15 protein-coding genes are annotated in these 21,216 nt (G+C 64.0%); 7 read left to right on the forward strand and 8 right to left on the reverse strand.

The genetic code is table 11. The annotated features are described in order from the left end of the window. The first annotated feature begins 60 nt into the window (after window positions 1-60). Genes LOC56_RS00855 through LOC56_RS00870 form a run of 4 tightly spaced genes read left to right on the forward strand, consistent with a single transcriptional unit; the run spans window position 61 to window position 3,549 of the window. On the forward strand, window positions 61-804 hold the full coding sequence (locus LOC56_RS00855; RefSeq protein ID WP_229949965.1) for a glycosyltransferase family 2 protein: 744 nt from the start codon (window positions 61-63) through the stop codon (window positions 802-804). Next, on the forward strand, window positions 804-1,223 hold the full coding sequence (locus LOC56_RS00860; RefSeq protein ID WP_229949641.1) for a DUF2304 domain-containing protein: 420 nt from the start codon (window positions 804-806) through the stop codon (window positions 1,221-1,223). Before LOC56_RS00855 ends, LOC56_RS00860 begins: the two co-directional genes overlap by 1 nt. Next, window positions 1,224-2,330, forward strand: coding sequence for a glycosyltransferase family 4 protein (locus LOC56_RS00865; RefSeq protein ID WP_229949643.1), 1,107 nt, complete (start codon window positions 1,224-1,226; stop codon window positions 2,328-2,330). 25 nt (window positions 2,331-2,355) lie between these two features. Continuing rightward, a complete protein-coding gene (locus LOC56_RS00870; protein ID WP_229949645.1) occupies window positions 2,356-3,549 on the forward strand; it encodes a hypothetical protein in 1,194 nt (397 codons plus the stop codon). Here the strand turns inward: LOC56_RS00870 and LOC56_RS00875 are convergent. The 3 genes from LOC56_RS00875 to rfbB are packed head-to-tail and all read right to left on the reverse strand — an operon-like array spanning window position 3,546 to window position 7,011. Then, entirely contained in the window at window positions 3,546-4,592 is a 1,047-nt protein-coding gene (locus LOC56_RS00875; RefSeq protein WP_229949647.1) for a glycosyltransferase, read from the reverse strand. The two genes, LOC56_RS00870 and LOC56_RS00875, sit on opposite strands and share 4 nt — an antisense overlap. Continuing rightward, a complete protein-coding gene (locus tag LOC56_RS00880) occupies window positions 4,589-6,016 on the reverse strand; it encodes a sugar nucleotide-binding protein (RefSeq protein ID WP_229949649.1) in 1,428 nt (475 codons plus the stop codon). Before LOC56_RS00880 ends, LOC56_RS00875 begins: the two co-directional genes overlap by 4 nt. After that, on the reverse strand, window positions 6,013-7,011 hold the full coding sequence (gene rfbB / locus LOC56_RS00885; protein ID WP_229949651.1) for a dTDP-glucose 4,6-dehydratase: 999 nt from the start codon (window positions 7,009-7,011) through the stop codon (window positions 6,013-6,015). Before rfbB ends, LOC56_RS00880 begins: the two co-directional genes overlap by 4 nt. 53 nt (window positions 7,012-7,064) lie before the next feature. Here rfbB and rfbA point away from each other — a divergent pair, with 53 nt between their 5' ends. Together rfbA and LOC56_RS00895 are read left to right on the forward strand one after the other, a co-directional pair. Then, complete coding sequence (rfbA, locus tag LOC56_RS00890; RefSeq protein ID WP_229949653.1) at window positions 7,065-7,952, forward strand: glucose-1-phosphate thymidylyltransferase RfbA; 888 nt, start codon at window positions 7,065-7,067, stop codon at window positions 7,950-7,952. Further along, window positions 7,949-9,961, forward strand: coding sequence for a DUF6541 family protein (locus LOC56_RS00895; protein WP_229949655.1), 2,013 nt, complete (start codon window positions 7,949-7,951; stop codon window positions 9,959-9,961). Before rfbA ends, LOC56_RS00895 begins: the two co-directional genes overlap by 4 nt. A gap of 80 nt (window positions 9,962-10,041) precedes the next feature. Here LOC56_RS00895 and LOC56_RS00900 read toward each other — a convergent pair whose 3' ends face one another. From LOC56_RS00900 to LOC56_RS00920, 5 genes are all read right to left on the reverse strand, one after another. After that, a complete protein-coding gene (locus tag LOC56_RS00900) occupies window positions 10,042-10,767 on the reverse strand; it encodes an ABC transporter ATP-binding protein (RefSeq protein ID WP_229949657.1) in 726 nt (241 codons plus the stop codon). Window positions 10,768-10,769: 2 nt separating this feature from the next. Further along, entirely contained in the window at window positions 10,770-11,663 is an 894-nt protein-coding gene (locus LOC56_RS00905) for an ABC transporter permease (protein ID WP_229949659.1), read from the reverse strand. Window positions 11,664-11,674: 11 nt separating this feature from the next. Continuing rightward, window positions 11,675-13,696: a glycosyltransferase gene (locus tag LOC56_RS00910; protein WP_229949661.1), complete on the reverse strand. Its 2,022-nt coding sequence runs from the start codon at window positions 13,694-13,696 to the stop codon at window positions 11,675-11,677. Beyond that, a complete protein-coding gene (glf, locus tag LOC56_RS00915) occupies window positions 13,693-14,880 on the reverse strand; it encodes a UDP-galactopyranose mutase (protein WP_229949663.1) in 1,188 nt (395 codons plus the stop codon). The genes LOC56_RS00910 and glf overlap by 4 nt, the downstream gene beginning before the upstream one ends. Before the next feature lie 64 nt (window positions 14,881-14,944). Then, entirely contained in the window at window positions 14,945-16,999 is a 2,055-nt protein-coding gene (locus LOC56_RS00920; RefSeq protein WP_229949665.1) for an acyltransferase family protein, read from the reverse strand. 199 nt (window positions 17,000-17,198) lie between these two features. Here LOC56_RS00920 and LOC56_RS00925 point away from each other — a divergent pair, with 199 nt between their 5' ends. Beyond that, complete coding sequence (locus LOC56_RS00925) at window positions 17,199-21,215, forward strand: FtsK/SpoIIIE domain-containing protein (RefSeq protein WP_229949667.1); 4,017 nt, start codon at window positions 17,199-17,201, stop codon at window positions 21,213-21,215. Window position 21,216: the final 1 nt, after the last annotated feature.

Consider the following 21,216-nt stretch of genomic DNA (forward strand, 5'->3'; position numbering starts at 1 on the left):
ACCCTCCGTTCGTCCGGCATCGGCAGGCTGGACCCGGACCATGACGAAGTCATTGGTATGATGGCGTCAATGCCTGCCACAACCCGAACCCTAGTAATTATTCCTGCCTGGAATGAAGAAGCCGCGCTTCCGGAGACCATCCGCGAGATCATGGTTTCCGTCCCGGACTGCGACGTGCTCGTCGTCGACGACGGCTCCACCGACGGCACCAGGCAAAGCGCGCTGGCGGCGCAGGTGGACGTACTAACCCTTCCGTTTAATCTGGGCGTGGGTGGTGCCATGCGTGCCGGATTCAAGTACGCCTACTGGGGGGACTACGACGCCGTCATCCAGGTGGATGCCGACGGGCAGCATGATCCCAAGGACATCCGGCGGGTATTGGCCGGACTGGAGCATTCGGATATCTCCATCGGTGCACGGTTCGCTGACCGGGGCAGCTATGAGGTGCGAGGCCCACGGAAGTGGGCCATGCAGTTCCTGGCCGGAGTGATTTCCAGGCTCGCCGGGACCAAGCTCACCGATGTCACCTCCGGCTTCCGCGCCGGCAACCGGAAGGCCATCCGGCAGTATCTGGACCACTACCCGGCCGAATATCTGGGCGACACCATCGACTCCCTTGTCGTCGCCATCCGCAGCGGATGCTCCGTTACACAGGTTCCGGTGGAAATGCGCCCGCGGCAAGCCGGAGTGCCCAGCCATAATCCTTTCAAATCGACTATCTACCTCGCGCGTTCAGGGCTGGCGCTGCTGCTGGCACTGACGCGAAAGCGCACGTCGCTTCCGATCTCAGAAAGCAAGGCCTAATGTCGCCCGGCAGCATAATCACTTTCGTCATCGGTTTCATAACGGTCGCGTTGGTGTTCCGCATGCTCCGGCGGGGCCAGCTGAAGGAAAAATACGCCATCCTGTGGCTGTCCCTGGGCCTGGTCACGCTGGTACTCACCGCCTTCCCCCAGATCCTCCTGTGGACCAGCCAGCTGCTGGGCGTCCAGGTTCCGGCCAACCTCATCTTCGCCGTCGCCCTGACGCTGTTGGTGGGGGTCAGCCTTCATCTCTCCTGGGAACTCTCCACCGTCGAAGACGAGGCGCGGACCCTCGCTGAGGAAGTCGGCATCCTGCGCACTACGGTGTCGCGGATTGAAAATACGCTCAACAGCCCTGCCGTCGGCGGCCCGCGCGAACAATCCGCGGATGAAGCCGACTGCACGGATCAAAGGAACTAAGTGTCTGACCCCCGCCGTTACCATGTTGCTTTCATCGTTAATAACTATCCGCCAAAAGTCGGCGGCCTCGAGCAGCACGTCTTCGCCTTGGCGAAGAGCCTCGCCAAGGCGGGCGTCGAGGTCACGGTAGTAGCCCTGGGCCGCAACAGCGGCGACTGGGATGACAAGGGCGTCAACGTGCTGCGGCTTCGTGCCACTCCCCTGGTGGCCGGTGTTATTTCCTGGCCCCTGCCGGGAACGGCCCTGCGGCTCAGCCGCTACCTGCGCGCCATCGGCGTCACGCATATTTCCACACACACCCGGTTCTTCCCCATGTCCGTGGTGGGTATCCGTGTGGCCCGGCGCCTTCGGCTGCCGTCGATCCACACTGAGCACGGCTCGGATTACGTGCGGGGCGTTTCTCCGCTCGTAGGCGCGGCCAGCAAGCTTGTGGACCGTACCTTCGGCCGGTATGTGCTCAGAACGGCGACCACGGTTTTGGCCATCTCGGAATCGGCACAGGCATTCGTGCAGCAACTCTCCGGACGCCGCGCCCAGGTCTTCCACAACGCAATAGACGTAGCAGCGTTTTCCGGCTCCGCCCGGACCAGCGACAAACTGGTTTTCCTGGGCCGGATCGTTCCCGGTAAGGGCTGGGAACGCTCCTTGGCCGTGGCGAAGCACGTCCTCGCAGCACGTCCCGGTGCCTCCATGCACTTCATCGGCGACGGCGCGGAACGGGCAGCACTCGAGGCAGCCGTGGCGCCGCTCCCCTTCAAGGACCGGATTCACGTGCACGGCTACCTCCGTGCCCCCGAAATCCGAGAGATCCTCAGCGGTGCCGTACTGCTGAATCCCACACAGCTCGCCGAGGGTTTCCAGACCACCCTGCTCGAAGCCGTGTCCGCGGGAGCAGCAGTTGTGAGCACCTCGGTAACGGCGGCAAACTACCTCGCCGCCCAGGTGCCGTCCGTCGTCGTCGTTAACGAAGACAGCGACGCCCCCTGGATAGCGGCAACTGAACGGCTCCTGGCCGAAGGCTGGACGCCTGCACCGGCGGACTTTGTCGCATCCTTCGACTGGTCCGTGCGCGGCAAGGAGTACCTCGCAGTCCTGGAACAGCACTGACCATGGCGCGAACGCTGTGGAACCGGTGAAGGCTTCCCGCTTCAGGCTCGTCCTGCATACCGCCTTCGGGGCCTCGGCCTCCGCATTGGTTCCGGTACTGGCCCTGCTTACGCTCGATGCCGCCGAGTACGGGACGTTTTCGCTCGCGTACCTTATGTTCTCCTTCGGGTGGTCACTGGAGCTGTCCATCATCTGCGATACCTGGGCGAGGTCTGTACGGAATAAGACTTTGCCGAACGGTTGGCGGGAGGTAAGCCAGGCCCTCATCCAACTGTGTCTGTTGGCGGGCCTGCTCGGCGGTGTCCTGGTATTCCTGTTCTTCGGCGACGGTGCGAATGCGGTAGCCATGGGGCTCGCTGTGCTCTTCAACCTGTACCGCCTCGGCGCGCGTTTCTTCACCGCGGCCTCCGCAAACCCGGAACGGGCCGCGGTCTCCGATGCGCTCACCGTTGTCGTGTTCGTGGCGGGATGGGCGCTGGGCCTGCTGCTGGGACAGACCGGACTGTTGTCATTCGCGGTGGTGTGGGGTCTTTCCAACCTGGTTGGCGCGCTGGTGTTCATGCCGGCCTGGGGCGGACGCCCCTACGGCATCGGCAGCTGGATCAGATCCCACCGAAAAACCATCAAGCCTCTGCTCACTGACTCAGTGCTTATGGACGTGGGGGCCATTGCCGTACCCACCTTCTTCGCCCCGTCGCTGGGGGCGGCGAATTTCGGCATTTACCGCGGCATAGCCAGTGTCGCTACGCCCGTGCAGCTCATTCTCGACCCGCTGCGCCCAGTTCTCTCCCACGTTGACCCGAAGACCTCCAGCAGCCCCAAGATCCTCGCCTCAGTGGCAGGCGCGGCCGCTTTCCTGTCCGCCGCCTGCTACGCCGTCCTGGTCTTCCTCGTGCCACGCACGTTCCTTGACGGCACCGTTCTGGGCAGTGTGGCAGCCTATGCGCTGCCTGCCTCGATCTTCGTGGCTTCGAACCTGTTCGGGCACTTCTACTATGTCTGCTCGCGGGGACAGCTCGAGGCCCGGCGGCTCTACACCGGACGCATATTCCAAACCGTACTGAGCGTCCTGGCCCCCACCGCTGGCCTGGTTGCCTCCGGGCTTTCCGGGGCCATCTGGGGCTTCACGCTGGCGAGCGTTGCGTCCTCGCTGTTCTGGTTCGTGCTGCTCAAGCGGCAGGCCGCGACGGTGCCGGAGGCACCGACGGCCTCGCGCTAGGCTTCGACTGCTTTCAGCCACTCACTGCGCCATGCCTGAAAGCTGAACTGCTGGTTCACGGTCGTGAAGGCCTGGGCGCCAAGGGCTGCCCGTTCCGCGTCCCCGGCGTTCAGCAAGTCATGGATTGACGTTTCCCACTCGTCGGCCGTCTCCGGGGCGGCGCCGCCCATGGCCGCCAGCACGGCCCTATTCGTGCCGACCGGGCTGCCAACCACGGGCAGGGCCGCCGCGCCGTACTGGAGGAGCTTGTAAGCGCACTTTCCGCGCGCGAACGGGTCGTCAGCAAGCGGCATGATGCCGAGGTCAGCCCCGCGGAGTTCATGTGCAAAACCCTGCTCGGTCCACTGGACCCGCTCTACGATCTCGTCCAGCGGCCCGAGAGAGCGCGCCCCCGCGCTGATGACCCGCAGGCGGATCGGCCGGACACGGTGCACGCGAAGAAGAGCCTCGGCGATAGGGGGCAGGAACTGTTCGGTTGCCGGGGAACCGAGCCAGACCAGTGTAGGCGTTTCATTCAGGCTGTACTCTGTCTTTTTCGGATACAGCGCAGGGTTGACGCAACTGGGAATCATGGTCACGGCGCGGGAAAACTTCGAGGCTTCTTCGGCCAGATAATCGTTCCCGGCGATCACCCGATCCGCCGCTTCGACAGAGCGCCGCCACACCTTGTCCTTGGGCCACAGGCTGTAAGGAAACGGCGCAGCAGAGTGGAAAATGGCGTCATCGAAGTCGTAGACCGATGTGTCGGCATTGCGGAGCAGCCGGGCCTCCAGGCGTCCGTTGCTCAGCGGGGAGGCTTCACGGCTCATGAGGAGCACGCCGGGTATCCGCCGCGCCGCCAGCCGGCGAAGGGTTGCTTCCGAGCCCAACGCCTTGTCCAGGTTCCGGGCGAGGGTGGATATGCTGTTGTCGCCCTGGTCCGTATAGGTGTACTTCCGTGCGTCCAGCCCTAGGAAATCCAGCCACTCGTAGATCCGGACACGGGCGCTGCTCCCCTTGCGTCCGTAACTGGCCACGGTGGTCAGGGCGCCGGGACGGTTCATTTGGCGGTCTCCAGGGTTGCGACATATCGGGCCAGCCGCTCCTGCGCCGGCGCGGGTGTGAACCCGGTGGCGCGGAGCCGGGACAGGTCCAGTTGGCTATTCAGCGGCCGGGGCGCGGCCTCCCGGCCGGCAAAGTACTCGGCGGTGCTCACACCCGTGACGCTGGCCGCGTGCTTGCCCATCAGCGTAAACACGTCCCGTGCGATGTCTGCCCAGGACTGTGCGGGGCCCTCGTTGCTCACGTTATAGGTCCCGTAGGGCGCCCCTGAGTCCAGCAGGTGGACTATCGCGGCAGCGATATCCTCGGCGAACGTCAGCCGGCCGATCTGGTCATCCACTACGTTCGGGGTAATGTCCCGACCGGCAAGGTTGGCCATCGTCCTGACGAAGTTCTGTCCGTTCCCGATCACCCAGCTGGTCCGCAGGATGTAATGCCGTGGTGCGGTTGCCACGGCAAGGTCGCCTGCCGCCTTCGTCTGCCCGTATACGCCCAGCGGTGAGAACGGTTCGTCCTCAGTGTGGACTTCGCGGGATCCGTCAAAGACGTAGTCAGTGGAAATGTGCACCACCGTTAGGTCGTTCTCCCGGGCAAGGCGTGCCAACTCGGCCACCGAGGCTGCGTTGATGCGCCACGCATCGCTGCGCCCGCTTTCCTCTGCCGCGTCAACGGCAGTGTACGCCGCCGCGTTGATGACCACGGAGTAGTTCTTCCAGTCCACCCGCCCCAGGGAGGCGGGATCTGCGAGGTCCAGCTCTTTCCGCCCGGCGAAGTCAACATCCGCGCGGGATGCCAGCGCCTCGCGCAGCGCGGTGCCCACCTGGCCGTTTGCCCCCAGCACCAGCGTCCTGCGAGGGGGCATGGGCGGAACATCGGCCAGCCGGGGGTGCTCACGGTCCTTCGCCGAAATCTCCGCGTCGGCAAGGTCCACCGGCCACGGAACACTGACGGTTTCGTCTGCAAGGTTCAGGAACACGTACCGCGACTGGGCATCGGCGGACCAGTGGTCGTTGACCAGGTAGGTGTACGCCGTGGAGTCTTCAAGCGTCTGGAACGCGTTGCCAACGCCGCGCGGCACAAAGACCGCCCGCGACGGGTCCAGTTCCGTGAAGTAGGTACGCCCGAAGGTGCTGCCTTCCCTCAGGTCCACCCAGGCGCCGAAAATCCGCCCCGAGGCTACGGAGACGTACTTATCCCAGGGTTCGGCATGGATACCGCGGGTGGCGCCCTTCTTGGTGTTAAACGAAACATTGTTCTGCACCGGGTTGAAGTCCGGCAGCCCCAGCGCAACCATCTTCTCGCGCTGCCAGTTTTCTTTGAACCAGCCGCGGTTGTCACCCATGACCGGCAGTTCGCAGACCAGGAGGCCGGGGATCGGCGTTTCGCTGATGCTCAGCGGCTTGGGGTCCGGGACTGATCCGCTCACTGGCCCTGCTCCAGGTATTTTGCTTCCGTGGCCTGCTTCTGCGGGCGCCACCAATCCTCGTTGCGGCGGTACCAGTCCACAGTGGCTTCGAGTCCGTCCTCGAACCGGCCGTACGCCGGGGTCCAGCCGAGCTCGGCGCGGAGCTTGGATGAGTCAATGGCGTAGCGCAGGTCGTGTCCGGGGCGGTCGGCCACCAGGTCGAAGGCGTCCTGCGGCTGGTCCAGTGCCTTGAGGATCAGCGACACCACGTCCCGGTTGGACATCTCGCCGTCGGCTCCGATCAGGTACGTCTCACCGATCCTGCCCTGCTCGATGATGCGGAGGACCGCGGAGGAATGGTCATCCGCGTGGATCCAGTCGCGGACGTTGGCACCGGAGCCGTACAGCTTTGGCCGTACCCCGTCCAGCACGTTGGTGATCTGCCGCGGAATGAACTTCTCCACGTGCTGGTAAGGCCCGTAGTTGTTGGAGCAGTTGCTGATGGTGGCCTGCAGCCCGAAGGAACGCATCCAGGCCTTCACCAGCAGATCCGAGCCCGCCTTGGTGGATGAGTAGGGGCTCGAAGGGTTGTACGGTGTCTCCTCGGTGAACCGCTCGGGGTCGTCGAGTTCCAGGTCGCCGTAGACCTCGTCCGTGGAGACGTGGTGGAACCGGACCCCGTGGCGCCGCGCGGACTCGATCAGCGTGTAGGTGCCGATGATGTTGGTATCCAGGAACGGCCGCGGATCGTGGAGCGAATTATCGTTGTGGGACTCGGCGGCAAAGTGCACGACGACGTCGGCTGCAGCTACCAGCGGGTCAACAGCGGCGCTGTCGCAGATGTCTGCGACGACCAGGCGGACGCGGTCCTGCGGCAGGGCTTCCAGCGAGCGGGGATTGGCAGCGTAGGTGAGTTTATCCAGGACCGTCACTTGGTAGTCGGTATGCCGAACCAGGTGGTGGACGAAGTTGGAACCGATGAAGCCGGCTCCGCCGGTCACAAGAATATTTCGCATGGATCCAGCCTACTAGTTTGGTGAGGCTCCCTCCGGCACGCCATGATGGACGCATGCGTGGAATAATTCTCGCCGGCGGCACAGGATCCCGGCTTCATCCGATCACCATGGGCATCAGCAAGCAACTGGTTCCGGTTTACGACAAGCCGATGATTTACTACCCGTTGTCGACCCTGATGCTGGCGGGAATCCGCGACATCCTGATCGTCACCACTCCTGCGGACGCGGGACAGTTCCAACGCCTCCTCGGCGACGGCTCCCGTTTCGGCGTCTCCTTGTCCTACGTGGAGCAGAAGTCCCCTGATGGTCTGGCCCAGGCATTCATCCTCGGTGCCGACCACATCGGCAACGGCCCGGTGGGCCTGGTGCTGGGCGACAACATCTTCTACGGTCCCGGCATGGGTTCGCAGCTCCGCCGTTTCACGTCCCCGGACGGCGCCGTGATCTTCGGTTACCAGGTGGCCGACCCTACTGCCTACGGCGTCGTAGAGTTCGCCGAAGACGGCAAGGTCCTCTCGCTCGAGGAAAAACCAGCCGAACCCAAGAGCAACTTTGCGGTTCCCGGGCTGTATTTCTATGACAACGACGTCATCGAAATTGCCCGCAACCTGCGTCCCTCCCCCCGCGGAGAACTGGAGATCACGGACGTGAACTCCACCTACCTCAACGAAGGGCGGCTCAGGGTCGACATCCTGCCGCGCGGCACTGCGTGGCTGGACACCGGAACGTTCGATTCCCTGAGTGAGGCGACCGACTTCATCAAGACGGTCCAGAAACGCCAGGGCCTGTCCATCGGCTGCCCCGAAGAAATCGCGTGGCGGCTCGGCTACCTGAACGACGAGGAACTGCTCCGGCTGGCGGCGCCGCTGGTTAAGAGCGGATACGGCGGGTACTTGCAGAAGCTTGTGCATTCCGGGGAGGAACAGGGCCGCCGTCAGTGATCTGGGTATCCGTTATTCCCTACTTTTTTGTCGGCTTTGCAATTCTCTTCCTACCGGGCCTCGTCTCGGGCCTTGCCCTTGGCCTGAGGGGCATCCCGTTGCTGGGACTCGCTGCGCCGCTGTCCATTTCGATCATTGCCTGCACGGCAGTGGTCGGCGGGATCGTCGGACTGCCCTGGGGCTGGGCCGCCGTCGCGGCTGCGACTGCCGCTGCGGCCCTAGTGATCCTGCTTGTGCGGTTCCTGGCGGGCCGGCTCACGGCGGGGCGCGGGCCCTCCGGCCGCCGGGCTGCCGCGGTCACGGCGGTGGACGGCTCCGCCTGGCGCGGCACGGGGGCGGCAGTGGCCGCCGTTGCCATCGGAGCGCTGATCATCGCCTGGCGCTTCATCCACATGATCCACCGCCCGGAGAACGTGTCCCAGACGTTTGACGGCATCTTCCACCTCAATGCAACCGAGTACATTTCCGAAACCGGCACCGCCTCATCGCTGACGATAGGCCGGATGGTCAATGCCGGAGCGGACATCTCGTTCTACCCTGCCGCTTGGCACGACTACATCTCCCTGCTCGCCTTCACCGGCGGCATCTCCGTACCGGAAGCGATCAATGTAGGGAACATACTGATCGCGGGCCTCCTGTGGACCAGCGGCTGCGTTTTCCTGGTCAGCCGCATCCTGGGCGCGCGGGGGATGCCGCTGCTGCTCACGGGCGTCCTTTCCGCCGCCTTCGCCGCCTTCCCCTACCTGATGATCGATTTCGGCGTCCTGTACCCGAATCTGCTGGCCATCGCCCTCATGCCTGCCTGCATCGGGCTGGCAGTAGTTGCCGCCGGCGCATCGGTACGCAAGGACGTCGGGCGCTGGACGGCCCTTGCGGCCCTGGTCCTTGCCCTGCCCGGTATGCTCCTGGCGCATCCGAGCACGCTGATTTCATTCATCGCCCTGACCCTGCCCCTGGCGGCTGTGGCCACGGCCGGCTGGTGGAACAGCCTGAGGGGCCGCGGCTTCCTCCGGGCGCTGCCGCTCCTGGGGGCTGCGCTCTATGCCGTCGTGACCGTGGCGCTGTGGACCAAGGTCCGTCCGGATCCCACTGCCGCAACCTGGTCGCCGGTGGAAACCGCCGCCCAGGCCGCCGGTGAAGCGTTCCTCAGCGCCCCGCTCGGCCGTCCGGTTCCCCTGCTGGTCGCAGTCCTTACCATCGCCGGCGTCGTCTACTGCTGCCGGAACTTCCAGCGCCTGTGGTGGCTGCTGGCGTCGTTCGGGGTCAGCTGCATGCTGTTCGTCATCGTCGCCGGCTTCCCCTGGGGCGAGACGCGCACCGCTTTCACAGGTGTCTGGTACAACGACCCGTACCGGCTGGCTGCGCTGCTGCCCGTCCTCGGGCTGCCCCTGGCCGCCGTGGGCGCGTGGAGCGTCGTTGAGGCGCTCCTGGGGCGGGTAGCCACCCGCCGGGAGGGGCAGCAGGAACCCGGTGCCGTGACGGCAACGCGGGCAACCCGCTACGGTATGCCCGCCTCCGCCGTCGTGGTCCTGGTCCTGTTGGCGCTCGCCACGCAAGGTAAGAGTGTTGATGTGGCACAGGAGTCCGGTGCAGCGAACTTTGCCCTCTCCGACGACGCCCCGTTGCTTTCGACCGACGAGGCTGAACTGCTGGAGCGGGTTCCGGACGAAGTCCCGGAAGACAGCCTGGTGGTGGGCAGCCCCTGGACCGGGGCGTCACTGGTATATGCCTTGTCCGACCGCGATACGTTGATGCCGCACATCTTCTATTCGCTCTCCCCTGAGGGGCAGATCGTGGTTGACCGCCTGGACGAGATGCTGACGGATTCCACCGTCTGCGCCGCTGTGCAGGAACTCAATGCCGACTATGTCCTTGATTTCGGCAGTAAGGAAGTCCACGGCGGTGACCATCCCTTCAGCGGACTCGACAACGTCAGTAGCGAGTCCGGGTTTGAACTCGTGGATGAGGAAGGCGACGCCCGGCTCTACAGGGTGACCGGCTGCGAGTGACCAGAGGTTAAACAAAGCGGCCCGTTCCCCCTTGAGGGAACGGGCCGGCTTGTTTTAACGGGGGCCTCCCCCGGCGGCCGTTAGGACCGGAGGCGGGCGACGACGTCGTCCACAGGTCCGTCCATGATGACCCTGCCGTGCTCCAGCAGGACACCCCGCTTGCAGATCCGGGAAACCAGGTCCAGGTCGTGACTGACCACAACGAGGGTCTTGCCCTCCCCGGCCAGTTCCTTGATCTTGTCGATGCACTTCTTCTGGAAAGGCTCGTCGCCCACGGCCAGAATTTCGTCCACGAGGAAGACTTCAGGGTCGGTGTGGACCGCCACGGAGAACGCCAGGCGAAGGTACATACCGGAGGAGTAGAACTTCACCTCGGTGTCGATGAACTGGCCGATCTCGGAGAACGCGACGATGGAGTCGAACTTCTCGTCGATCTCCTGCTCGGTCATACCCAGGATGGCGCCGTTCAGGTAGACGTTGTCGCGTCCGCTCAGGTCATGATGGAAACCGGCGCCCACTTCGATCAGCCCCGCTACGCGTCCGCGCGTCCCTACAGTCCCGCTGTCCGGGTGCATAACGCCCGAGATGTGCTTGAGCAGGGTCGACTTGCCGGAGCCGTTCAACCCCAGCAATGCAACGGTCTCGCCCTGCTCAATTTCAAGGGAAACATCCTTGAGCGCATGGAATTTCTCCGACAGATCGCCTTTCCGGCCCTTGATCAGCCATACAAAGGCTTCTTTCATGGAACGGGTATGCCGCAGCACAAACTGTTTGTTGACGTTGCGGATTTCGATGGCATTAGCCATTTTTAGAGCTCCTGGGCAAAACGGCCTTCAAGGCGGCGGAAGACAAACTGGCCGATTATCAGCACCAGCAACGATATTGCCAGCCCGATCGGCAGCCATTGGGACAACAGATGGGGCGGTATCGGCTCGGCTCCATCGGTGGTGGGAAGCCAGAAAGCAAAGTGGAAGGATTCCACGGCGACGGTCAGCGGGTTGAACTGATAGATCGTGAAGGCGACATCGCCGAGCTTGTCCCGAACCATCATCCAGGAATACAGAACCGGAGAAGCCCAGGTCGCGATCATCAGCAGCATGTCCACGAGGTTTTCCGCGTCCCGGAAGTACACGTTGACCGCACCGAACAGAAGGCCCAGCCCTGTTGCGAGGAGAGCGACGACGACGAACCCAACCACGGCTGCAGCGAGCTGCAGCAGGGACGGCCGCCAGCCGTTGAAGAAGCAGGCGACTATGAGGATCACAATCTGCGGCACAAAATGCACGGCTGAGACCCAGACGGAAGCCACCGGGAACAATTGCCGCGGAAGATAGATCTTCTTGATCAGGCCTCCGTTACCGACAATGGAACGGGATGCATTTCCCAGCGCCTCGGTAAAGAAGTTGATCAGCACAATGCCGGAAAACAGGTAAATGGCATAGTTGGGCAGCCCCTTGGGGTTGCCAGGGCTCTGTTCAAGACCCAGGAACACCCCAAGCGCGATGTAGAAGACGACAAACTGCACCCCGGGCTTGACGTAGGACCACAGGATGCCGAGGACTGATCCCCGGTACCGGACCTGGAGCTCTTTTTCGACCAGGAGCCTGAGCAGGAATCGCGACCGCACTACGTCAAGAAGGCCTCTGCCCATCCCCGGCCGGGTCATCGCCGTCGACGATGACCCGGCCCCGGAGTCACTCATTGGTCCCCCGCCTAAGCATTCTTATCCTTTCCCGGGTCCACAGTCATGGCAGCGAATGTCTCGCTCCATGCCGCGGGGGAAGTGTATTCGGGCAGCTCGTTGCGGTATTCAACGGACAACCGGTCCCACTTCTGCAGAAGCTCCTTGTGCAGCTTCAGGCTGCGGGCAATCATTGCCCGGAACTTCTCATTGTCCCGCTTGTACCACGATGCTCCGGTTCCGTCGGCCGAAGACACCAGGGCGGAGTCCAGCTGCGACAGCCTCCACCACCGGGCATCCATTGCCGGCACAACTGCTTCCGGATGTTCCAGGGCCTTGTCCCGCACGGGCATGATCTGCCGCGCCGCACCGGTTACCGCCTTGGTAAAGGCTGCCGGCATGCTGCGCGGCGCCGAAGGCATGATGCCCCGCTTGGGGGGCCGGACCCGCTGCGTGGTCGGGAATGCTCCCACATCGGAGGAGACCTGTGCGTCGGAGAATTCGCTTCGGCGCTTCCGGATCTCCGGCAGCTTGGTCTTAATGGTGTCGTGCAGGTGTCCGGGACCCTTCAGCACATCTTCCAGCGCTTCAAGCCGGAGCTCCACCGCTGAGTACTGCATGGAAAGGAGATGCCGCACGTCGACGGCGAAGCTCTCCTTCATGAGGTTTCCGCCCTTTTTGTACGGCGAGTAGATCATCGCCGCGACCCACCGGTTGCGCTGGTGGAAGTACGCCTGCCAGTCGATGGTGTCGTCCTTCTCGGTCCAGGGCATGTGCCACACAGCGGCACCCGGGAGGGAGACCGTCTTGTAGCCGCATGCCTTGGCACGGATGCCGAACTCTGCGTCGTCCCACTTGATGAAAACGGGAAGGGGAAGGCCGATGTCCCGGATGATCTGGGTGGGAATCAGGCACATCCACCATCCGTTGAAGTCAACGTCCGCGCGGCGGTGCATCCACGGCGTGGTGCGCAGGTTGCTTGCGCTGAAGTCGTGGCCTTCCTTGGTCTCCTGGTTCGGACCCCAGTAGAAGCGCCACTCGTTGATGCTCTCGCCGAAGGTATGCAGCACCGAGCGCTCGTAGAGGTTGAACATGTGCCCGCCGACGATGGTCGGGGTGCGGGTGAAGTCGGCGAACTGGACGGCCCTCAGGACGCCCTCCGTCTCGACCATCACGTCGTCGTCCAGCAACAGGCAGTAGGTGCTCGTGCCGTCGTTGACGGTTTCGTACATTCCGCGCGCAAATCCGCCGGATCCGCCCAGGTTGCCCTGCTCCACCAACCGGAATTTATCTCCCAGTACTGCCGCGGCTTCCTCGTAGCCTTCCTCATCGCGGACCTTCTTGGTGCCCTGGTCCGTGATGATCAAGCGGTCCATGACCGCCAGGAGTTCTTCGGACTCGGCGAAGGTGCCGAGGTGGCGTACACAGAAGTCCGGCCTGTTGAATGTCGTGACGGCAATCGAAACCGTTCCCGGTACAAAGCCTTCCGGCTTCGGTACCGACCACTGGGCGTTCACGAGATTGACGCTGGAAGCGTGCGAGACCAGGTCAAACCAGTACCAGCCGCCGTCGCCGAACTGCTTGAGCGGCAAATCGATGGACAGGACGCCGCCGGTTTCCGTGGTGAGGCTCTCCACGCGGTTGGACGTGCCCCGCGCCGAGGAACGGTACACAACGACCGTCGCTTCGGCATCCGTCTCGACCGTCAGCCGCACCTGCTCGACATCGGTGTGCGCACGCCAATAGCTCGCCGGAAATGCGTTGAAGTAGGTGCCGAAGGATACGCGGCTGTACTCCGAAAGCTGGACCTCGCGGCGGCCCGTGATGAAGTCGGACCGGCTGGACGCGTTGCCGGTGACGGCGCTTACAGCCGCGCCGCTGCGTGAGTTGCGTGAGCCTTCTTCTACAACGCGCTGGGCGGAGTTGAAGTCCACGTAGAGGGGCAGGGTGTCCATGTCGCCGTCAACCGGCAGGACGATCCGGTGAACCGTCTGCCACTGGGTGTCGGCAGCCGTCTCGGCCACCTCAGTTTTGATCTGCGTTGCTGTGCTCACGCGTCAACTCCTCCGCTTTCAAGTTTCGCTCCACCGGTGAAGTGGGGCTTGATCTTATTGTCGTACATCGACAATGCCGAGCCGATCGCCATGTGCATGTCCAAATACTTGTAGGTGCCGAGCCGTCCGCCGAAGAGGACGTCCGTTTCGCCCTTTGCGAGGTCCCGGTACGCAAGCAGCTTTTTCCGGTCCTCCGCGGTGTTCACGGGATAGTACGGCTCGTCGCCCTTTTCCGCAAAGCGGGAGAACTCCCGCATGATTACGGTGGCGTCCTTGGTGTAGTCACGCTCGGGGTGGAAGTGCCGGAACTCATGGATCCGGGTGTAGGGAACGTCCTCGTCGGGGTAGTTCATTACCGAGGTGCCCTGGAAATCTTCGACCGGAAGCACTTCTTCTTCGAGGTCGATCGTGCGCCAGGACAGGTCGCCCTCGGCGTAATCGAAGTAGCGGTCCACCGGACCGGTGTAGATGACCGGAACCTGGCCCACGGCGTTGTTGCGGGAGAACTCATGGCCGTCGTCGAAGAAGTCGGTCTTGAGGTGCACCTGGATGTTGGGATGGTCGGCCATCCGCTCGATCCAGGCCGTGTAGCCGTCCACGGGCAGGCCTTCGTACTTGTCATTGAAGTACCGGTTGTCATAGTTGTAGCGGACGGGCAGGCGGCTGATGATCTCCGCAGGCAGGTCCTTGGGGTCCGTCTGCCACTGCTTGCCGGTGTAGTACTTGATGAAGGCTTCATACAGCGGACGGCCGATGAGCTGGATTCCCTTATCGTTCAGGTTGGCCGGGTCCGTTCCGGCCAGTTCGCCGGCCTGCTCCTGGATGAGCGCCTTTGCTTCCGCCGGGCCCATCGAAGAACGGAAGAACTGGTTGATTGTGCCCAGGTTGATAGGCATGGAGTACACCTCGCCCTTATGGCTGGTGTAGACCTTGTGAACGTAGTCCGTGAACTCGGTAAAGCGGTTGACGTATTCCCACACCCGCTCATTGGAGGTATGAAAGAGATGGGCACCGTAGCGGTGCACTTCGATTCCGGTCTGGGCTTCCTTTTCGCTGTAGGCATTGCCGCCAATGTGGTGGCGGCGATCCAGGACAGCGACCTTGAGGCCCAACTCCTTGGCAGCGCGCTCGGCTACGGTCAGGCCGAAAAAGCCTGACCCGACGACGACGAGGTCAACGTTCACATTTACTCCTGTTTGTTTCCTTGGGGCCTGCGGCCACAATGCCCGCGAGTGTAAGGCTATCCGACTATTGCCCGGCGGGCATGTTGATGGCTGCTTCGCTAAGTGCGGAGCTGAGGCGTTGATCCACAATCGGTGCAAGGGTTTCGACGAACGTGCGCGTGAGGTGATCGTGGTCCATATAGACCACCACGTTGCCGATAACCGCGGGGCAGAACCCATCAGGACAGAGATAGTCGCTGAAGTCCAGATGGACCAGGCGGTCGTGTGTCAGCGCCGTTTCTGCAGGATTGCCGGGGCCGAGGATCCTTGCCGCTTCCAGCCCGCAGGAACCGGCGTCCGGGCTGTCCGCCACGCACGTCGGTACGTCGTACGCGAACCGCGGCGAGTCACGAACCGCCACCACAGCGGTGCCTGCATCAAGAAGTTCCGACACCGCCTGCACCCAACTGTCTTCGACGTACTCCTCACCGTCGAGAACGGTGCGGCTCCCGTTCGTGATTACCAGGTCAGGGGGTGATTCCAGCAGCAACTCCATGGTCCGTGCGTTGAAATCGAGGCAGTCGTCCGTGCCTCCTTCAAAGGTGAGGGGACAACCGCCCTTTACCCGCATTCCGAGATTCCAGTCCCGTTCGGCGGCGATGTCACCGAGTGCGGACACCCACATCTGGGCATGGGAACTTCCCACAATGACCGCTTCGGCGGCTCCCTCTGTCCGGGGAAGCACATCGCAGACAACTTCCATTGCATCGTTTGAATCGCACGCCGCAGGCACATCGGGCCACTGAGTTGAGGCCTGCTCGGGAAGCGGCAGGACCTGCGCCCCCTCATCCGACTGGTCCACGTAACCCGGCAGCAGTGCCGCCGCGCCCGGATTGTTGCGCTCCGCGTCAGCCGCCAGCACGGCGGCTTCATGCTTCAAAGCGCCCTGCCATGCGGCAACCGGAACCGCTACCAGCGTGATGCAGATTGCAATAATGACTCCCGCACGGCGCTTCTTCCGCTCGGCCCATGCTATGGAGCGCAGGGGCCTCTCCACGAACCTTGTTGTGAGGTATGCGAGCAGAATGGAGACTGCAACGATGGCCGTTCCGCCTACCGGTCCCACTTCGTCCCGGCCACGCCAGATCAAGTAGATGATCAGGACCGGCCAATGCCACAGGTAGAGCGCGTACGACATGTCCCCCAGCCGGATCAGCGGCTTCCAGGACAGGAAACGGTCGGCGCTGAAGGCGCTCCCGGTCTGTCCCGCCACGATCACGAGGGTAGCCGCCAGCACCGGCCACAGCGCGACATACCCCGGGAATTGTCCCTGCACGTCGAGGACGAATCCACCGGAGAGCATTGCGGCCAATCCTATCCAGCCGGCAGCAATCCGGACGGGTCGGGGAAGCCGTATGTACGGCAGCGCCAGCACGAGCAGAGTCCCGAAGGCGAATTCCCACAGTCGGGCACGCGTATCAAAGTAGGCGTACGTCTGGTTGGTGTACGTCTCGTAAACCGAAAAGGCGAAGGACGCCGCGAAGACGGTCCCGAACACTCCGAACACAACGCGCCGGAGGCGCAGCTTCGCGGTCCGGGAGATGACTGCTGAGAGGGCAAAAAGCAACGGCCACAGAATGAAAACCTGCCCCTGGACGGACAGCGACCAGAAATGCTGCAGCGGACTGGCTACGCTCTGGTCAGTCGCATAATAATCAACCGAGTTTTCCGCCAGTGCCCAGTTTTGGAAGTAAAAGAGCGAGGACCAGGCCTGTGAGAGGATCTCGCTCCATCTGCTCCTGGGGACGAACAGTGCCGTAGCGGCGAGTGTGCCCACCAAAACAACAGCCACGGTGGGCAGCAGCCTTTTGAATACGTGTGTCCAATAGCGCCCAAGATTCAGCGCCCGTCCACCCTCGATCTTCCGAATGAAGGACAGGGAGAGCAGGAAGGCGGAAATCAGTAGAAAGACATCTACTCCGCCTGAGACCTTGCCGAGCCAAATGTGGTAGCTGGCTACCATGAGCACTGCCAGTGCCCGGAGTCCCTGGACCTCGGGCCGATAGCCGGGTTTGGTTGCACTCACCGTCGCGGTGCGCTGTTCCGCGCCGGGCTGATAAGCCGTATCGAGCTGAGTCACACATGCCTTTCTGGACAAAAATTCTCTTGCATTCTACTGGCAGCGCCTCGACCTTCCCTCCACAGGCGCATGCACAGGGACGGCAACACCCGGGCCCCGGCCGCAGCGGCAGGACCTGGCGCAGCCTGTATAGGCTGATCGCTTCGGCGAGGAACCGAACGTACTTGAAGGAAATTTGGGAGGGATAGTGCTGCTTCACGTGACCCTTACCGCGGCACCCGGCGGGCACCTGCCAGGTACGCCGGAGCGCAGCAGCCCCCGTGCGCTGGTGATGAACATCACTCAGGCCTCTACCGGAAGCAGCGTCGCCGCCCTGCTCGAGGAGCGCTATGGGCAGGCCCTCTATACGGTCCGCGGAACCAGGGTGCAGGATCTGACCCCGGGCACGTCCCCGCTGGTCAACGGGGCGGCGATTCTGTCTTCCCCCGCATCGACGAAAGGACCACCCGCCGGTACGTCCGGCGTCGTTGCGGCCCCGCTGCTTCTGGCGGTCTGCGCCGGGCCGGACGCCGGAAACATCATCTGCCTGCAGCGGGGAACCTACACCATCGGCCGCATGGCTGCAGTGGCGGCAGGAATGGGACCCCGGGTCGGCATCGCAGACCCGGCCCTCTCCCGGAACCACGCGCAGCTTGTGGTGGGAGCGGAGTCCGTGTCCATCCGGGATTCCGGATCGGCCAATGGCACCTGGGTCGATGGACGCCGCATCCGCACGGCCGCTGTGGACACCGGATCAATCATCCGGCTCGGCTACAGCAGCTGCCGTCTGTATATTCCCGGAGCCCGCCGGGAAGTCGAGGCCCCGGCGGATAACCCCTTCGAACCGCTGAGTGTCCGGTTCGCGGAACAGGGGCAAAGGACCGGACTTCTCCTGGCCGGGGCCCTGCTTCCTCTGCTCCTCGGAATAGTCCTGGCGCTGGCCACGGGAATGTGGATGTTCCTGGCCTTCAGCGCAGTTTCCGCGGTCACGGCCTTGATCGCGGCCAGCGGATCCCGGCGCCGACGCCGGGAGCACGCCGCCGACGTTGCCGAGGCAGCCCGGGAGGACGGCAGGCGTCGCCGGCTGGCTGCACCGGACCCCGGAGCAACTGCCTTGGCTGCTGAACTGGGCCATCCTTCCGGCGGCGTCACGGGTTCCCCCGGCCTGTACCCGGTCCGGATCGGTGCCGGGGACCAGCCCGCAAACCTTGCCGTGGTACCCGCACCACCGCGCTTCTCCCCGCCGCAGATCCCGGAGGCACCGGTCGTCCTTGCCCTGGGGAAGGACCGGGACATCTGTCTGGAAGGCTCCCTGCGGGACACTGCTGCCGCGGGCAGAACAATCCTCCTGCAGGCGGCCGCGGGGACCGGGCTGCACATCCTGTGCCTCGGAACAGCGTCGGAGCTTGAGCTGGGCGCCAGGTTCCTGCCCGGCGTCGGGCTGGCAGCATTGCCCGCTGCTTCCCCGATGACCGTGCCCGCCGCCACTGCCCGGCTGCGCACCCTAGTTGCCGATCTTCCGGCGGGGACCGCAGACGGACCCGCCGCCTTGATGCTGTTTATCCACCGCTCCTGGGCGGAGTACGCCGGGCAGTTGCTTCAAGGCCTGCCCGATTCCCAACGGGCACATACGACCATCGTCAGAAGCGGAGGACCGCCGGCGCCCGTGACCGTATCGCTCCTGGCCGGCCGCGGAACCCTCGTGTCCGGCACCAGCACCTTGAATTTTGTCCCGGACCTGGTCCAGCGTCGAACCTTCGAGCGGCTCAGTCGGGCGCTCGCGGCGCACCCGCGTCCGGTGCCGCACGCCGTCCAGACCGGCGGACCCGGAATGCTTCCGCCTGCAGCGGCTTTCGAAGAGTTCCACGCACCGTCGGCGGAACTGCTTCTGGACCGATGGCTACACGGGTCCCGAGGCGCCGTCGTCGGGGTGGCGTCGTCAGGTCCGGTAACCCTGGATCTGGAAAAGGACGGTCCGCACTTCCTGGTGGCAGGCACTACCGGGTCGGGTAAATCCGAATTCCTGCGCACCTTCGTGGGCTCCCTGGCTGCTTCGCTTCCTCCCACTTCCTTCGCCGTCCTGCTCATCGACTTCAAGGGTGGGTCCGGACTCGGCCCCCTTGCGGCTCTGCCGCATTCAGTGGGGCTCCTGACCGATTTTTCGGCCGCAAACGTGGCCCGTGCACTTGTCTCCCTGCGGGCGGAGGTCCGACGCCGGGAGGCACTCCTGGCCGGCGCGGAAGCGGACAACTTGTCCGCCTACAATTCGGGGCGTTCCCGGAAGGAGGAACTCCCCCGGTTGCTGGTAGTGGTCGACGAGTTCCGAATGCTCGCCGATGAGGTGCCCACTGCGCTGCCCGAGCTGCTTCGGATTGCGGCCATCGGGCGCTCCCTCGGACTGCATCTCCTTTTGGCAACCCAACGCCCGCAGGGAGCCATCACCACCGACATCAGGGCGAACCTGGCCACGAGCATTGCCCTGCGTGTCCAGTCTGCTGCCGAGTCCCGCGACGTCATCAATACCGATTCCGCTGCAGCCATCCCTCCGGACAATCCGGGGCGGGCATTCCTGAGCCGGGGCGGCCGCCCGCCCAACGCATTCCAAAGCCTTTCGACCTCCCTGTGCAGCGGCACCGGCGAAAGCCTCCTGATGGAGCTGCATGAATACCTCGTATCCGCCGGAACCGGGTCCGTAACGAAAGCCACCGGGGATCCGGACGCCCTGAAGCGGACGGTTTCGGCTATCCGGGCGGCCGCGGACATCGGGAGATATCCGGCTCCTTTCAGGCCCGTGCAGCCGCCACTCCCCTCCACCCTGACCACGGACCTCCTCAACCGCAGCATTGCGGACAGGCAGGAGCCCCTGTCTCAGGGGCTCCTGCTCGGCCTGCTGGACGAACCTGAAAAACAACGCCGTCGGGTCCTGGACTGGCATCCCGGCAGGGACTCACATTTGGCGCTGCTCGGTACCGCCAGGTCGGGGGCGCCGGATTCCCTCGGCCTCGTCGCTGCGAGGCACCTCACCGAACTGCCCGGAAGGCATATTTACGTTTTGGACGCGGACGGCAGTCTTGCCTGGCTCGCCGCAGCAGATCAAACCGGTGCCTATGTCGTCCCCCAGGACATCCGGCGTGCTGAACGGGTTCTTGCCTACCTCGCAGCCGAAGTCCTGCAGCGCCTGACGCCCACAGCGCCGACAGCACCGCGGGCTCCCGGGGTGACCGGCGGGACCTGCGGGACCGCCCCGGGAATGACGCTCATCATCACCGGTTGGGCCCGTTGGTGCGCTGCCTTCCGCAACGGCCGTGGGCTGTCCGGCGAAGATGACCTGGCCGACCTCATCCGGGACGGGGAACGCGCCGACATATGTGTAGTCCTCGCAGGCGACCGGGAAGTCCTCAATGCCCGTTTCTTTCCGCTTGTCCCCAACCGTATGTTCTTCCCGGCGGACGCGAGTGCCGAGACACTGCTGGCCTGGCCCCGGCTTCCACCCATGGATCGGGTGAAACAGCGGGCGCTGGTACAGGGAAGATGCGGAACCACCGAAGGCCTGTCAGCGCAGTTGCTCGTTCCGGAGGTACCGCTTCATCCGGAGCAGTGGCTCCCGCTGCCGCCCGGCACTGAGCGGCCCCATCGCATCGAAAGCCTGCCCGCGTTTGTTCTGCCTGAGGCTCTGGGCCCGCCTGCGTCGGCTGACTGGGTGCCCGTGGGGGTATCCGGAGACGAGTTGGAGACCGCCGCAGTTCGGATACCGTCCGGCTCGGTGTACCTCGTCGCGGGTCCGCGCGGCTCGGGTCGGAGTTCTTTCCTGCGCCAGCTTCAACGGTCTGCGGACCCCGCACTGCAATGCCGGCTCGTGTCGGGGCCCGAGGAGATGGATCGGGCCGCCTCTATACTGGATCAGCCGGGAAACGAGCTGAGCCGCTTCCTGGTCCTCGTTGACGACGCAGATTCCCTCCCGGCGTCCTTTCATCAAAAACTGGCGGAGTTGCAGAGCCGTGGCGCCCGGCTTGTCCTGGTCGCTGCGCCCGGGCATCAGCTGACAATGCGAGTCCCGCTGGCCCTGCAGATCCGTTCAGCGCCGCGCGGAGCACTGCTTCGACCCGAATCCCCGTCAGATGGAGACATCTTTGGAATTCGGATTGAGCCGGGCACCCGCCGTCCGCCCGGGAGATGCTATCTGGTTGCGGGAACGGAGGTATTAGAGGCACAGGCCGCGTACGCACCGGCCGGCTGAG

Source organism: Arthrobacter sp. zg-Y179 (genome assembly GCF_020907345.1).
GTDB classification, from domain to species: Bacteria; Actinomycetota; Actinomycetes; order Actinomycetales; family Micrococcaceae; genus Arthrobacter_B; species Arthrobacter_B jinronghuae.

Bases quoted from the DNA above. Each gene is read 5' to 3' on its own strand.
- LOC56_RS00855 (WP_229949965.1), top strand. From the start codon at position 61: ATGGCGTCAATGCCTGCCACAACCCGAACCCTAGTAATTATTCCTGCC.
- LOC56_RS00860 (WP_229949641.1), top strand. From the start codon at position 804: ATGTCGCCCGGCAGCATAATCACTTTCGTCATCGGTTTCATAACGGTC.
- LOC56_RS00875 (WP_229949647.1), bottom strand. From the start codon at position 4,592: ATGAACCGTCCCGGCGCCCTGACCACCGTGGCCAGTTACGGACGCAAG.
- rfbB (WP_229949651.1), bottom strand. From the start codon at position 7,011: ATGCGAAATATTCTTGTGACCGGCGGAGCCGGCTTCATCGGTTCCAAC.
- rfbA (WP_229949653.1), top strand. From the start codon at position 7,065: ATGCGTGGAATAATTCTCGCCGGCGGCACAGGATCCCGGCTTCATCCG.
- LOC56_RS00900 (WP_229949657.1), bottom strand. From the start codon at position 10,767: ATGGCTAATGCCATCGAAATCCGCAACGTCAACAAACAGTTTGTGCTG.
- LOC56_RS00905 (WP_229949659.1), bottom strand. From the start codon at position 11,663: ATGAGTGACTCCGGGGCCGGGTCATCGTCGACGGCGATGACCCGGCCG.